This is a genomic window from Rossellomorea sp. KS-H15a, assembly GCF_024195245.1.
In the GTDB taxonomy this organism is placed as follows: domain Bacteria; phylum Bacillota; class Bacilli; order Bacillales; family Bacillaceae_B; genus Rossellomorea; species Rossellomorea vietnamensis.
In genome coordinates this window covers 1901747-1916371 of sequence record NZ_CP096886.1, presented here as the reverse complement: position 1 = coordinate 1916371, position 14625 = coordinate 1901747, and the positions used below count along the sequence as shown (strand labels likewise).

The window sequence follows — 14625 nt, the reverse complement described above, 5'->3', positions numbered from 1 at the left end:
TACGATGAATCACTCATTAGGCATCATGACCCTTACTCCTGAAGTGAAAAATGAATATTTTCTCGAAATCGCTAAGCAGTCCCTTTCATATCCAATCGACCTTTACCTGTTTTCTCCACAGGGAATATCTCCTTTGAACGAAACCGTGGAAGGATTTCACTTCGACAGGATGACGGGGGAATGGGAAAAAGATGCCTTTGAAATCCCGGAGTACATCTATGACAGAACGTATTATCAGAAAGATATGAAGTCCCGGCAGGCGAGAGCCGTCGTTCAATGGTTAAAGAACCAGAAGCATATCCGTTTCCTTGGTTACGGATTACCAAACAAATGGCATCTTTATGAAAAGCTGAAACAGACCTCCCTCGCCCCCTATATCCCAATAACATCCTTAGTAGTCGATGGAAAACATTTATTAAATCTCCTCCTCAAACATAAAGATATAATAATCAAACCTGTCGACGGGGCCCATGGATTTGCCGTTTACCATCTCGTTTTCAATCAACAGAGTATTGTCGTTCGCACCACCAAAAAGCAAGGAATCATAGAACAATCATTCCCAAATGAAGATGTCTTTTTAAAATGGGTTGACCACATGCTCAAGGTTCACACGTTCATTTGTCAAAAACGGCTGCCAAACCTGACGAAAGGAAATGCCCCTTTCGATATGCGCATTCTCCTGAATAAAGATCACAACGGGGAATGGAGGGAATTTCAACGCGCAATCCGTCAAGGGGTAGAGAATGGGATCCTGACGAATATCAGCCGCGGTGCTTCCTATCTTTCCTACAAGGAGTGGAAGGATAGCCAGGATTCACATGCATGGGATTTTATCGACGAAGAACTTACATCCATTTTGGAAGAAGTCCCTATACTTCTTGAAAAACATTTTTCCCCTCTTTTTGAAATCGGGGTCGACCTCATTATCGGGGATGATCATTCCCTATGGATCCTGGATTTGAACTCTAAGCCGGGGCATAAAGTAGTGGATGCATTACATCCCGGGAAGTTATCAACATTATATCAGGCACCTTTAGATTATTGTGACTTTCTATCCTCACAATCTCTATCATCCTTAAGGCGAGGTGATTTCTAATGCTCCATGCATACAAGGTCGAATACTTCCAAGATGAAGAAAGCATCCTCTACCTTCCGTCCGGGTTCAAAACCGGGGAAGATACCTTTCCACATACCGTGATACTCGGGACCAGAAGACAACCTGCCAGCTGCAGGCGCCATCCGAATGGCCGGAACGTAATGGGGATCAGTACTCGTTTAGCTGAAAAGCTGCACCTTCCATCAAAAGTGAATTCCCTTTCCCTCTACTGTAAAGACGAATGTGTACACGCAGGGGTCCTGATTGGAATATTCACTGCGGGATTCACAAGTTTCCGATTAAGCCCCATCGGACAACGCTCGCACTTCTTCAAGAAGCTACTGTCGGTTCAATCTTCCCTGGGAGTCATCCCCTTTGTATTTGGAGAACAGCATATTGATTGGGAGAATGGGCTCATTAAAGGATTGTTTCATTTTGGAGAAGGATGGGAAACGGAAGAAATCCCTTTCCCGAATGTGATTTATGACAGACTTCCAAATAGGCAGAGTGAAAAGCGGAAAACCTATCAGGGACTGAAGGAGAGACTGGAAAGAGAATACGGCATTCCGTGGTATAATCCAGGATTCTTCAATAAACTCGACCTTTTTGAGAGATTGGAAAATGATCTGACTGTTCAACACTTCCTTCCTGAAACCAGGCCGTTCCAATCATTTGAGGAAATGGAGCGAATGCTTTCCTCCTATAACCATATTTATTTAAAGCCTAAAAACGGGAGTCTCGGAAAGGGAATACACAAAATCACACATAACCGGTCCACAGAAGAGTATTACTGCCGTTTCAGGGACGGTGATCAGAAGAACCGCTTACTTAAGTTTAAATCACTGGAGCAGCTGGCCAATACAATATTCAAAAGCAGAAACCTGGACTCCTTCATCGTCCAACAGGGAATCTCGTTACTGAAAGAGAATAATCGTCCCATCGACTTCAGGGTCCATACAAATAAAGACGAAGAAGGAAACTGGCAAGTCAGTGCAATGGCGGGAAAAGTGGCGGGGACGGGAAGTGTGACGACACATGCGAACAATGGTGGAGAAGTGAGGGTCCTTTCAGAACTATTCAGGGAAGAAAAGGAAAGACAAACCATTGAGGAGGCTTTAAAGGACGCCGCTTTATTGTTGTCACACGCCATTGAGGGGAATCTTGAAGGATTCATCGGCGAAATAGGCTTTGATTTCGGTGTGGACGACAACCATCGCATTTGGATGTTTGAAGCAAACTCAAAGCCTGGCAGATCGATATTCTCACATCCTGACTTAAAAAGGTTTGATTTATTAACAAGGAAACTCGCCTTGTCATTTGGTATTTTCCTCACCCACCAAAGCTTGGATCATCCCGAGGAAATGATACCATGAACATCCTTTACGACCGGATGAAGAAGACCTTTTTTCACGGGGAAGAACCCATTACTACCTATGGATTTGCGAAGGATTCCTTTCTCTTATCCTCGAAAGCTTCCAATCAATGCTATACCTTTACCATCTCTCACCGAAAGAGGAATCGTCCCGCGATCCCCTTAGTCGGCATCGTTTCAAGTAAAGAAGGAAAAAACAAATATAAGGGAAACTTTGAATTATTCCGGTCGATACAACAGGACGTCGAGCAGTCTGGAGGAATCTGTTTCGTCTTCTCCCCCCAGGATGTTCTGGGTGATTCGATAGAGGGGATCATGTATAATCATGTTTTACACAAATGGGTAAGATGCCTGTTCCCCGTTCCAAACGTCATTTATAACCGGGTCCCATCAAGGAATGCAGAGCAAAACCAAGCATACGAAAAGCTTCTTCGTTTTATCAAGAAGCATGGGATTCCATTCTTCAATCCCCATTTCTTTAATAAATGGGAAATCTACGAGCTGTTGTCCAAAAATGATGAGCTCAAAGCATATTTGCCGCAGACCGAGCTGGTTACCGATGAAGCCTCCCTTTCACGCTTCTTGACCACTCATCAGAAAGTATATGTTAAACACGCTCTCGCTTCGCAAGGAAAAGGGATTCGCCTGATTGAACTGGATGACAGAGGCGGAGTCCTATGTAAAAGCATTAAGAAAATAGAGAGGTTCGTATCGATCTCCCGCCTTCATCAAACGTATAACGAATGGTTTATGGGCAATGAGTGGATCATGCAGGAAGCGGTCCCTTGTAAAACAGTGCACGAACACCGTTTCGACTTTCGCATATTAGTCCTTCACACGGGTGATGATTTCCGTTTGATCGGTATCGGGGTACGCATGTCCCAGCGTCAGGAAGTCACCACCCATGTACCTGCCGGTGGCAAAATCATTTCCCTGAAGGAAGTGGCAGATGCAGAAACAAAAAAAGAAATTTCGAGGATCGTTCAAACATGCGGTGAAGAACTGGCCAAATCGTTTGGCTATGTAGGGGAGTTTTCCATTGACCTCGCTCCCAAAGAACAAGGGGGATTTGTTTTGTTTGAAATTAATTCAAAGCCGATGTGTTTCGATGAGACAGAGATTGAGACGAAGCGGAGAAAACAGCTTGTCCGTACGTTCATGACACTCAGTGCACAAAACAGTGAAGGTTGAATCTTCGTGAATGACACAAGGTTCAACCTTTTTCTTTATCGCTTATCGTAAGGAATTATAAATGGTTGAAAACCTGGTTGCATGTTCCTGTTCATCTGTCATGGCAATAAATAGCGGTTTATATGCCTGCTGATTGGGAATCTCCAGGAGCATATCCCGGTAAAACTCCGCACCCTCCAGTTCATCCTTCAGTGCGCGGAGCACCCCTTCCTTGAAAGTGGTGAACCCTACCTTCTCTTTCTTGTGCTCATAATACTCTCCCGTCAATAAATAATGAAGATATTGAAACATTTCATAATGTTCTTTTTCGTCTTTTTGAGCATGTTCAATAAACTCTACGTACAATGGGTTATTGGTCCGTGCTTTTAGCTCTTTATAGAAATAATAACCTGTCCATTCATCACTGATCGCCTTCTCTAAATCACGAATAAACGAATTCATCCTTCGTCCCTCCCCTATCTCTTCAGTAAATTCTATTAGAGAAGACTTCCATTTATGATACATTTCACGGCCGGTCCTACACAGCCCGGGTTAAAACGTTTACAATAGGAATGGAGGTGACCAATGATGATCCAACATTTTCAATTTAAGAACATGTACGAAAATAAACAGCTCCCGGGTTGGACGTTTTCCTTTTATTTCAGCGGGACGAAATATACAGGAACATACCATAAAGACGGAAGGATTGAATGGACCGGCCCAAATCCTCCCTCTGACAAGGAAGAGACCCTTAAGAAGCAGTTGCATGAACTGATGCTATTCCATGTTTATGAGTGATGCAAATTACATAATACCCTTGTCCGGTAGAATTTAATCCTGCTCCATGCATAACTTCAGCCCCCTTTCTAAAACTAAAGAAAGGAGGCTGATGAGAATGAAAAAAGAAAATAAGAACGATCAATTCCTACCTGATACGAATTACGAAGGAAAAGAAAAAGCATTCCTGGATGTCGACCGTTTCATCAACGAAGGGATGTCCGGAGGTTCCGTCCACATGAGGGAAAACACCACCAACATCGAAGAAGCGATCGAAATCACAGACTACGAAGAGCCCCCAAGATAATATGGACAAAAAAAGCTGCCAATCAGGAATCTTCCCTTTGGCAGCTTTTTACCTTTTATCGACTTTTCACGAGCATATTGACAGCTTCCTGGATCGCATCTTCCGCCTTTATGCCCTCTTCTTCTGACTCGCGTATGCACGCTTCCAGATTCTTTGCCACGATGAGGCCGATTGTCCGGTCAACAGCAGTTCGAACGGCTGATAGTTGAGTCACAACATCCTTACAATGTTTCTCATCCTCCATCATTTTCAATACACCACGGACCTGACCTTCAAGACGTTTCATTCGATTCGTAACTTCTTTCGTATATTCCATTCAGGACACCCCATAAGAATTATTCATTGTACAATAGTATTAAAATTATTGTACTTTTGCAATCATGCACTCTTTGATTACTCCAGCTATTTCAGTACAATGTCATTATAACCTTTTTTACTATAATAATGAACAAAGAGGGATCACATGTTTACATCTTTACGTAAAAAATATCCTGGCGCCATCATTCAGCACCATTATCCCACAAGCCTTGAATCTACGAAAGTCTGGTTTACGAACGAACAGGAAGATGAATATATAGGGATCGATCAATCAGAAATCTCCCAGCCGGAACTGGATTTATTATATTGCTTGTTTCAAGAGATCACCCCTTCACCAGGAAGCGTGAATGATTCTCCCGATTCCGCTGAGTGGTACCAATACTTATTGGAGAACGGGCCGGTCCCCTCCATGCATGATGGAGAGTTCCGCATCATTCAATTCAGTCTGAAGGAAGGCAGGGAACAGCTTCAACTGAGAGAAGCATTCCAACATTTATTACCACACGGGACCATCCTCGTTTTCCTTACAGATCGCATGGGACTACTTATAGAAAGGAAGCATGAGTGGATGATGGATGAGGAACAGCTGCAGTCGATTTCCCATGTCATTGAATCGGATTTCTTTGTCAGTCCTTCTTTTTACATTGGGCAGTTTCATGATGCAGATTCACATTCCCCTGCTTTTTTTGCCCATGAGCGTGAGCTATTTTCGTTTTCGGGAACCATTCATAAGCAGGCATTCATCCAGTCGGCCGTGACGGTTCTGCCTGAATTCATCCTCCACCACTTTCCACATGAGTGGGAGGAGCATTTCTTTAAAAAGGTCGCCGACTTCTTTTCAGAAGATCCTGAACAAATTCACACCATCCGGGCATTTCTAGAGAATCAATCCAATATCAGTCAGACCGCCAAAACATTATTCATGCATCGGAACAGCGTCCAGTACCGGATTGATAAGTTTATTGAAAAAACAAATATAGATATTAAAAGCTTTCAAGGTGGGATCCTTGCCTACTTTGCCTGTTTAAGCTTCCAATCTGACAACCTGCCCAATAATGTTTAGGCAACTTTGTGCAGATTGACCATATCGTTTTGAATCCGCTTTCTCTACAATGAATCTATAGATGAAAACGATTGCATTACAAGGAGGAGAAATGAAGTGGCTGAATTAAAATTAGAACATATCCACAAGATTTATGATAGTAAGGTAACGGCGGTAAATGACTTTAACCTTCACATTCAAGATAAAGAATTCATCGTATTTGTTGGACCATCGGGATGTGGGAAATCCACTACCCTTCGTATGATCGCCGGACTCGAAGAAATATCCAAAGGGGATTTCTCCATTGACGGAAAGCGCGTAAATGATGTTGCGCCTAAAGACCGTGATATCGCTATGGTGTTCCAGAACTACGCCTTATACCCTCATATGAGTGTGTATGATAATATGGCATTCGGTCTTAAACTGCGTAAGTTCGATAAACAGGAAATTGACCGTCGCGTACAGGAAGCGGCCAAGATCCTCGGTCTTGAAGCACTGCTCGACCGGAAACCTAAAGCTTTATCAGGTGGTCAGCGTCAGCGTGTAGCACTTGGCCGTGCCATCGTCCGTGATGCGAAAGTATTCTTGATGGATGAGCCTTTATCCAATCTTGATGCTAAGCTTCGTGTACAGATGCGTGCTGAAATTGCCAAGCTTCACCAACGTTTACAAACAACAACGATCTACGTAACACATGATCAGACAGAAGCGATGACGATGGCCACACGTATCGTTGTCATGAAAGACGGTGTTATTCAACAAGTCGGTTCTCCTAAAGAAGTATATGATAAACCGGAAAATGTCTTCGTAGGCGGATTCATCGGATCACCTGCCATGAACTTCTTCCACGGATCCCTGGAAGATGGGAAATTCGTCATCGGCAATACGAAAGTGTCTGTACCGGAAGGAAAAATGAAAGTGCTTCGCGAACAAGGACATGTAGGAAAGAGCATCATCCTTGGTGTACGTCCTGAAGATATTCATGACGAACCTCTTTTCCTGGATACTGCTCAAGGGGCGAAAATCACGGCGAAGATTGAAGTATCTGAATTAACGGGTGCTGAAACGATGCTGTATTCTCAATTAGAAGGACAAGAGTTTGTAGCCCGCGTTGACTCCCGTACAGATATCGTTGCAGGTCAAACGATCGATCTTGCATTCGATATGAACAAAGCTCATTTCTTTGATTCAGAATCTGAGTCAAGGATCCGATAAGTAGAAAAGAAAATGGCGCACCCTGTTTTTAGGGTGCGCCATTCTTTATTAAAATTCCGTCAGGTCTATACTTTTCCCTTCCTCATCTCCACACCGGATGCATGTAAAAAGATGAAGGCAGGTATCAGAGCAGCTGCTATTCGGAATGCCGTCGGCTAATTGCACGTGCTGTATATCCATATACGCACTATACTCATCGTAAAAATCATAATATCTACCCTGATCCGTTGTCGAGTCTCCACACTTCTTGCAAAGTCCCCTGTATTCAACGATCCCGTTACATAATGCGCAAGCTTTCATGATGTGTCACCATACTTTCAATCTAAATCTTTGTATAGTGTTATCCTTTTTACAATCATGGTGATTTATGTAGAAAACTTGCAGGGATTTAATAGGAATAAATTCCCTGTCATCCCCTTGAATATAATTCTTCAGAGAAACCATAATACCTAGTAACAAGGCAGCAACAAGCCTTCACTAAACCCCACTCGATGGGTTACACCATATGAAGATGGTCGCTCATGGAATAGCGTGCTGGTGCAATCCCAGCTAACCCAACCAAAAAAACTTATACATTCTAAGGAGATGACAGATTATGCAACAGCAACAATCTCGCAGCAATTCATCTAACCAACTAGTAGCTCCAGGAGCTCAACAAGCAATCGACCAAATGAAGTACGAAATCGCTTCTGAATTTGGCGTACAATTAGGACCAGATGCAACAGCTCGTGCTAACGGTTCTGTAGGTGGAGAAATCACTAAACGCCTAGTTCAAATGGCTGAACAACAAATCGGTGGCGGGTACCAAAAATAATCACCAATTTAATATGATTGGATAAAACTCCCGGTCTTTTAGGCCGGGAGTTTCATTATGTCTTAATAGTTTCCAGTCCATGCTTTCCCATCATTTATTATGAACCATAGCTGCCGGATCGATCCATTTATCATACTGTTCTTCTGTCAAATAGCCTGACTTGAGGGCCGCTTCTTTCAATGTTGACCCTTCTTGATGGGCCTTCTTAGCAATTTCTGCCGCCTTCTCATAACCGATGTGGGGATTTAAAGCGGTAACGAGCATGAGGGATCTTTGCACAAAGTCTTCAATGACGTCACGATTCGCCTCTAGTCCCTTTACACATTTATCGTTGAAGGATTTTATTCCATCTGAAAGCAGCCTAACGGATTGCATCATATTATAGATGATGACCGGTTTGAAAACATTCAGCTCGAAGTTCCCCTGACTGGCGGCAAAACCTATGGCTGCATCGTTTCCGAAGACTTGGGTCGCGACCATGGTCACGGCTTCACTTTGTGTCGGGTTCACTTTCCCCGGCATGATGGAGCTGCCTGGTTCATTGGCAGGTATCGTCATTTCTCCTATGCCGCTTCGGGGACCGCTTGAAAGCCATCTGACGTCATTCGCAATTTTCATAAGATCCGCTGCCAATGCCTTAATGGCACCGTGGACGTACACGATTTCATCATGGGATGTCAGGGCATGAAACTTATTATCAGATGAAGCAAACTTGATGCCTGTCTGTACTTCTAATTGGGCCGCAACCTTGCTGCCAAAAGTCGGATCTGCATTGATCCCCGTTCCTACTGCCGTTCCCCCGATGGCAAGATTGACCAAACGCTGTACACTTTCCCTTGTCATGCTATAGGATTTTTCCATCATGGAACGCCATCCACTGATTTCCTGCCCGAGAGTCAACGGCGTAGCATCCTGAAGATGGGTACGGCCGATTTTTATAATATCCTGAAATTGATCCTCTTTCTCTTTCAATGTTGCAATGAATTCCTGAAGCACGGGAAACAGCTTGGATTCGATTTCCTGATACGCCGCTACGTGCATGGCCGTTGGGAATGTATCATTGGAACTTTGAGACATGTTCACATCATCGTTGGGATGGACCCTCTCCTCAGAGCCATTTTCTCCGAGAAGTTCATTGGCTCGATAAGCCACTACTTCATTTACATTCATATTGGACTGTGTACCGCTTCCCGTCTGCCAGACGACCAGTGGAAAATGGTCATCCCACTTCCCTTCCAAAATCTCATCACAGGCCTTTCCAATCGCCCTCATCTTCCCTTCAGGAAGCTTTCCGAATGAATGATTGACGACTGCAGCCGCTTTTTTCAACTGTGCAAAGGCATATGTAACCTCAATGGGCATCTTCTCAGTACCGATCTGGAAGTTTTCCTTACTCCGTTGAGTCTGAGCCCCCCAATATTTTTCCTTTGGTACCTTCATTTCTCCTATCGTGTCACGTTCAATACGGTATTCCATTGTCATTCCTCCCTGTAAATGATCCAACTACTACCATATTTCCACTAAAACGTTCCCTCTAACCTTTTTCTGAAAAGTTTATTAGATTTAGCTGACGATATGAATAAAACCTAAAAAAAGATGAATGAGCCCACGCCCATTCATCTTCTCACTTTATTGTATTAAGTTAAGGAATTGCTTCGTACGTTCATTCTTTGGATTTTCAAACACTTCCTGTGGAGGACCTTCTTCGACGATATAGCCCCCATCCATGAAGATGACCTTATCGGCCGCTTCTTGGGCAAATCTCATTTCATGGGTGACGACGACCATGGTCATCCCCTCTTCGGCAAGGTCTTTCATGACTTTCAATACCTCGCCAACCAGTTCGGGATCAAGCGCTGAAGTGGGCTCGTCGAAGAGCATCACTTCCGGCTCGATGGCGAGGGCCCTAGCAATGCCGACCCTCTGCTGCTGCCCACCTGAAAGCTGGAATGGATAATAATCAATCTTATCACCAAGACCGACTTTTTCAAGCAGTTTGATGGCCTTTTCGCGCATCTCGGATTTTTTTCGTTTCTGTACAACGGTCGGTCCTTCCATGACGTTTTCGAGTGCAGTCATGTGAGGGAACAGATTATAGTTCTGAAATACCATCCCTGTTTTTCTTCTTAGGTTGATAAGCTCCTGTTTGGTTACCTTTTTATTGAAATCAACCGTGGAACCGCCTATCGAAACAGTACCGTCATTCGGGATTTCAAGGGCATTCAAGCAGCGGAGGAACGTTGTCTTTCCTGAACCAGAAGGACCGATCAGGACGATGACCTGTCCTTTTTCGACTTCTACATTCATACCTTTTAATACTTCTAACTGATCAAATCGTTTTGTTAATCCTTTAATGGAAATCATGTTCAATCTCCTTTTATATTACTTGGCAATGTACCGATCCAGTCGGTTCTCTATACGACCTTGTATAATGGATAAAATAAAGCAGATGACCCAGTAAAGCAGCGCTGCTTCCATGTACATAAGTAAAAACTCATAGTTGGTAGCCGCAATTTCCTGTGCCTTCCTGAACATTTCCGTCACTAGAATCAAGGAAGCAAGTGACGTATCCTTCACCAGACTGATGAAAGAATTGGATAACGGAGGAATGGATACCCGTGTTGCCTGCGGCAGGATGATTCTCTTTAAGGCTTGAGAATATGTCATGCCGATGGAATAGCCGGCTTCCCATTGTCCTTTCGGGATCGATTGAATCGCGGCACGGACGATTTCTGACGAATATGCACCTTTATTTAATGAGAAAGCGATGATGGCAGAAGGGAACGGATCGAACTTGATTCCCAAAGTAGGTAACCCATAGAAAATGATAAATAATTGAACGAGTAAAGGGGTCCCTCTTATGGCAGAAACATAAAACCTTGCAATCCCCCGTAAAATCGAAATATTTGACAGGCGGGCAAGGGCAGTCAGAACAGCCAGGATCATCCCTAAAGCAAATGAAATGAGCGTTAGAGGTATAGAATAATACAAAGCCCCCTCTAACATCGGAAGCAGGGAGCTTTGTAAAATATCAAACATTGCTTGAGGATCCTGGTAAATGCTACTTAGGAGATACATCTTCTCCGAACCACTTATCAGAGATCTCTTTGTACGTACCGTCTGCCATCATTTCCTCTAACGCTTTATTCACTTCTTCTACCAGCTTGTCATTTCCTTTACGGAACATCAGACCACTTTGACCGGCATCTTCAGCTTCTGCTGCAATTTTCACCTTTGCATTCGGCTGTTTCTTCAAATAATCAAGGATGGAAATTTTATCATTTACTGTTACATCCACTCGGCCTTGCTCAAGTAATTGGATGGATTGTGACAGACCTTCCACCCCTTGAATTTTCGCACCATTTTTTTCAGCGATATCGCGGTAGTTACTAGTCAGGGATTGAGCAGAAGTCAATCCTTTGATGTCCTCAAATGAAGTAACATCTTTGTTGTCTTTCGATACAACCACTACTGCACTTGATTCAATATATGGTTTAGAGAAATCATATTTCTTCTCACGGTCTTCACGAATTCCCACCTGGTTTGCAATCATATCGAAACGCTTGGAATTCAAACCTTCAAACATTGCATCCCATTGTGTTTCCTGGAATTTCGCTTCGACACCGAGTCGCTTCGCTACTTCACGGGCGATTTCTACGTCAAACCCGGTCAGCTTTCCTGATTCGTCATGGAATGTGAAAGGAGGATATGTACCTTCCGTCCCGACAAGTAATTCTCCATCTTCCTTTACCTTATCGAAAAGGGATGTCTCTTTCGAATCACCGTTTGATTCTTCTTTATCTTTAGATTGACCACATGCAGCTAATACCATGGATAAAGCGATTAGCATGATGATGGATAATTTCCACTTTTTCATTGTATAACCCCCACTATTCTTATCGGATTTAAATTTGTTACGAATGTCATCATAAAACGTTACCAGAGATAAGTCAACATAAAAGTTTCCTACCCGAGATTTTTTTCACGTCTTTAGTATGTATCCTTGAATACACAAACATGTAAAAATTTCCGATTATACGTTACACTAATTTTAAAGAAAAATAGGAGGGCACGATATGAAAATTGCTTTATTCGGCAGTACGGGCCGAGTTGGTTCCGTCGTCTTTCAACGGGCTATATCAGAATATGAAGTAAATCGATTGGTACGGAGAGGCAGCGGACAGGACGCTCCCGGCACGGAAATAATCGGGGATGTGTTGAACGAAGGAGATGTGATGAAGACCATCGAAGGCTCGGAGGCCGTGGTCAGCTGCCTGAATACAGATAAGGAGGATGTCCTCACAAAAAGCATGCCGATCCTGTTAAAAGCCATGAGAAGCTATGGGGTAAAACGGATCATTACGTGCGGGACGGCGGGCATCCTCCAGGCGAGGTCGGAGGATGGTCTTTACCGTTTTCAGTCGAGTGAATCGAAACGGAGAAGCACAACCGCGGCCGAAGACCACCTAAGGGCCTTTCTCATGCTTCAGGCATCCGAAATGGACTGGACCATCGTTTGCCCCACTTATTTGCCGGATGGAGAACGGATCGGGAATTATCGAACGGAAAGAGATGTACTTCCAGAAGGCGGTAGCAGCATTTCCAAGTACGACACAGGAGATTTCATATACAAACAACTGTCAGACCTGTCCTTCATCAAAAGCCGGGTCGGGATCTGTTATTGAGTATGGGATAAAAAAGAGGCTGGGACAAAACTAGTCTCTAATAGAAAAAAGGTGAATTTGAGCGTGCTCAAATTCACCTTTTTTTAATTTTCTCGTGTAAATCCTTCTAAAGATTAGTTGTTGGCAATGATTTTCTCAAATTCACTGCCATTAACGCGAGGCCCATTTCATTTTCTACCTTCGATTTTCCTCGTACCGAAAATCGAGTGAAACGCAAATTAGCCTTCAAGAATCCAAAAACTGGCTCCACATCGATTTTGCGTTTTCGATAGATGGCTCCTGTTTTCTCTTCTGAAAGCTTCAATCTTACATATTCTTTTTGCTGCTCCCATTTTTCATTCACCATCAGTTTTCGATTATTGCCTTCTTTTGCTTTGGTACATGATGAACGAAAAGGGCACCCAAAACAATCTTCGCACTCATAGATTTTGAACTTCCGTTCAAAGCCTGTACGGTCATGGCGAGTAGAATAATGCTGAAATTCAAGACGTTTTTGATTAGGGCATGTATATGTATCCGTTTCTTCTTCATACTTCCAGTTGTCGGGGTGAAATACGTTTTGTTTATATTTCTTCTTTTGTTCCTTTAGATACAAGTTATACGTAATGAGTGCTTCTCGTTTTCTGTTTGAAAGGATATCGCTATAATTTTGTTCACTGCCATAACCCGCGTCTGCGACGATGTGTTTTGGCAACTCGAAATAATCCTGCTCGATTTTATCTAGAAATGGAATTAAGGTACGGGTATCTGTTGGGTTTGAAAATAAACTATAGGCTAATGTGTATTGACCTTCAGTGGCGATTTGTACATTGTAACCAGCTTTTAACTGCCCGTTCTTCATATAATCATCTTTCATTCGCATGAACGTCGCATCGGGATCTGTTTTAGAATAGCTATTACGTGTTCCAAAGGTCTCTAAGTCTTGTTGGTATTTCTGTTTGCGCAAGAGAAAATCAATCAGTTTTTTACGCACTTGTTTTGGATGTTTACGCTCACTTCTTAGAGCTTTTCGTTTTGGAATATCCGAGGTAGCTTCAATCTGTTTATCATATTCGGTTACGACTTCGTCTACTTTTTGAACCAATTGAGCGAGTTCTTCCACAGACAATTGTTCAGAGGTTTCCCGTTCAATTTCGGGTATGATTTCACTTTTAAGCAGCTCAGTGTATAGCTCATTTGATTTTTCAATTAAACTTGTATGATACTTCTTGATAGATTTCTTCCATACAAACGTGAATTTATTCGCATTCGCTTCAATCTTTGTGCCATCAATAAATATCGTTTCTTGATCTATTAGTTTCTCTTCAACTAATTGGCAACGGAATTGGACGAAACATTCGCGAATGACTTCTTTCACTTCTGGTTGAACACGGAATCGGTTGATGGTGCGATAACTTGGTTCATACCCTTGTGCTAGCCACATCATACGAATACTGTCTTTTAAGAGTGCTTCGATTTTGCGCCCTGAAAAGACCGATTGTGAATAAGCACATAAGATAATCTTAAGCATCATGCGAGGATGGTAGGCTGGACATCCATCATTTCGAAGAAATGGTTCGAACACTTTGTGAGGGATACTTTCCACTAAATGATGGACATGGAAGGCAATATCATTTTCTTGTAATTTCATTTCTAAATCTAAAGGCAAAACGATTTGATTCATGGTATAATCTTTAAACATAAGGACCCTTCTTTCCGATGAGATTTTGTGTGGTAACTTTATTTTATCAGAAGAGGTCCTTATTTCTATTTAAAAATAATCAAAGCCGGTGAAATTTTACTTGTTGTAAAATCTCACCGGCTTTTTCATTTCAGAGGAGGGTTTTGTC

The 14625-nt window shown here is 42.9% G+C and carries 17 protein-coding genes; 9 read left to right on the top strand and 8 right to left on the bottom strand.

The annotated features are described in order from the left end of the window. Positions 1-4: 4 nt before the first annotated feature. From M1J35_RS09880 to M1J35_RS09870, 3 genes are read left to right on the top strand one after another with little or no spacing between them, the layout of a single operon-like run. Positions 5-1096 carry a YheC/YheD family protein gene (locus tag M1J35_RS09880; RefSeq protein WP_254653539.1) on the top strand — a complete coding sequence of 364 codons (1092 nt, stop codon included), beginning with the start codon at positions 5-7 and terminating at the stop codon, positions 1094-1096. Further along, positions 1096-2469, top strand: a complete 1374-nt coding sequence (locus M1J35_RS09875) for a YheC/YheD family endospore coat-associated protein (protein WP_254653538.1) — start codon at positions 1096-1098, stop codon at positions 2467-2469. Before M1J35_RS09880 ends, M1J35_RS09875 begins: the two co-directional genes overlap by 1 nt. Then, on the top strand, positions 2466-3659 hold the full coding sequence (locus M1J35_RS09870) for a YheC/YheD family endospore coat-associated protein (RefSeq protein ID WP_254653537.1): 1194 nt from the start codon (positions 2466-2468) through the stop codon (positions 3657-3659). Before M1J35_RS09875 ends, M1J35_RS09870 begins: the two co-directional genes overlap by 4 nt. A gap of 42 nt (positions 3660-3701) precedes the next feature. Here the strand turns inward: M1J35_RS09870 and M1J35_RS09865 are convergent, their stop codons facing one another. Continuing rightward, positions 3702-4100: a ferritin-like domain-containing protein gene (locus tag M1J35_RS09865; RefSeq protein ID WP_060670520.1), complete on the bottom strand. Its 399-nt coding sequence runs from the start codon at positions 4098-4100 to the stop codon at positions 3702-3704. 126 nt (positions 4101-4226) lie between these two features. Here M1J35_RS09865 and M1J35_RS09860 point away from each other — a divergent pair, with 126 nt between their 5' ends. Both M1J35_RS09860 and M1J35_RS09855 read left to right on the top strand, forming a co-directional pair. Continuing rightward, positions 4227-4436 (top strand): YheE family protein, encoded by a 210-nt coding sequence (locus tag M1J35_RS09860; protein ID WP_061811107.1) that lies wholly within the window; start codon positions 4227-4229, stop codon positions 4434-4436. 97 nt (positions 4437-4533) lie between these two features. Continuing rightward, on the top strand, positions 4534-4722 hold the full coding sequence (locus M1J35_RS09855; protein WP_034763239.1) for a hypothetical protein: 189 nt from the start codon (positions 4534-4536) through the stop codon (positions 4720-4722). Positions 4723-4777: 55 nt separating this feature from the next. On the opposite strand, the gene M1J35_RS09850 is transcribed toward M1J35_RS09855, so the two are convergent. Then, positions 4778-5038, bottom strand: coding sequence for a metal-sensitive transcriptional regulator (locus M1J35_RS09850; protein WP_034763238.1), 261 nt, complete (start codon positions 5036-5038; stop codon positions 4778-4780). A gap of 147 nt (positions 5039-5185) precedes the next feature. Between M1J35_RS09850 and M1J35_RS09845 the strand changes: the two genes are divergently transcribed. Further along, complete coding sequence (locus M1J35_RS09845; RefSeq protein ID WP_254653536.1) at positions 5186-6103, top strand: PucR family transcriptional regulator; 918 nt, start codon at positions 5186-5188, stop codon at positions 6101-6103. A 96-nt stretch (positions 6104-6199) separates the two neighbouring features. Beyond that, entirely contained in the window at positions 6200-7297 is a 1098-nt protein-coding gene (locus M1J35_RS09840) for an ABC transporter ATP-binding protein (RefSeq protein WP_034763235.1), read from the top strand. Between the two features lie 48 nt (positions 7298-7345). Here M1J35_RS09840 and M1J35_RS09835 read toward each other — a convergent pair whose 3' ends face one another. After that, a complete protein-coding gene (locus M1J35_RS09835; protein WP_156477355.1) occupies positions 7346-7597 on the bottom strand; it encodes a hypothetical protein in 252 nt (83 codons plus the stop codon). Between the two features lie 295 nt (positions 7598-7892). Between M1J35_RS09835 and M1J35_RS09830 the strand changes: the two genes are divergently transcribed. Continuing rightward, complete coding sequence (locus M1J35_RS09830) at positions 7893-8111, top strand: alpha/beta-type small acid-soluble spore protein (RefSeq protein ID WP_034763234.1); 219 nt, start codon at positions 7893-7895, stop codon at positions 8109-8111. 90 nt (positions 8112-8201) lie between these two features. On the opposite strand, the gene fumC is transcribed toward M1J35_RS09830, so the two are convergent. The 4 genes from fumC to M1J35_RS09810 form a co-directional block, all read right to left on the bottom strand. Then, positions 8202-9587, bottom strand: a complete 1386-nt coding sequence (fumC, locus tag M1J35_RS09825) for a class II fumarate hydratase (RefSeq protein ID WP_061811099.1) — start codon at positions 9585-9587, stop codon at positions 8202-8204. 153 nt (positions 9588-9740) lie between these two features. Next, positions 9741-10475 carry an amino acid ABC transporter ATP-binding protein gene (locus M1J35_RS09820; protein ID WP_061811098.1) on the bottom strand — a complete coding sequence of 245 codons (735 nt, stop codon included), beginning with the start codon at positions 10473-10475 and terminating at the stop codon, positions 9741-9743. An 18-nt stretch (positions 10476-10493) separates the two neighbouring features. After that, positions 10494-11189: an amino acid ABC transporter permease gene (locus M1J35_RS09815; protein WP_061811097.1), complete on the bottom strand. Its 696-nt coding sequence runs from the start codon at positions 11187-11189 to the stop codon at positions 10494-10496. Continuing rightward, positions 11173-11988 (bottom strand): amino acid ABC transporter substrate-binding protein, encoded by an 816-nt coding sequence (locus tag M1J35_RS09810; protein WP_061811096.1) that lies wholly within the window; start codon positions 11986-11988, stop codon positions 11173-11175. The genes M1J35_RS09815 and M1J35_RS09810 overlap by 17 nt, the downstream gene beginning before the upstream one ends. A gap of 199 nt (positions 11989-12187) precedes the next feature. On the opposite strand from M1J35_RS09810, the gene M1J35_RS09805 reads away from it, so the two are divergent. Further along, a complete protein-coding gene (locus M1J35_RS09805) occupies positions 12188-12796 on the top strand; it encodes an NAD(P)-dependent oxidoreductase (RefSeq protein ID WP_254653535.1) in 609 nt (202 codons plus the stop codon). Between the two features lie 106 nt (positions 12797-12902). Here M1J35_RS09805 and M1J35_RS09800 read toward each other — a convergent pair whose 3' ends face one another. Then, positions 12903-14477, bottom strand: a complete 1575-nt coding sequence (locus M1J35_RS09800; RefSeq protein WP_371928723.1) for an IS1182 family transposase — start codon at positions 14475-14477, stop codon at positions 12903-12905. Between the last annotated feature and the right edge of the window lie 148 nt (positions 14478-14625).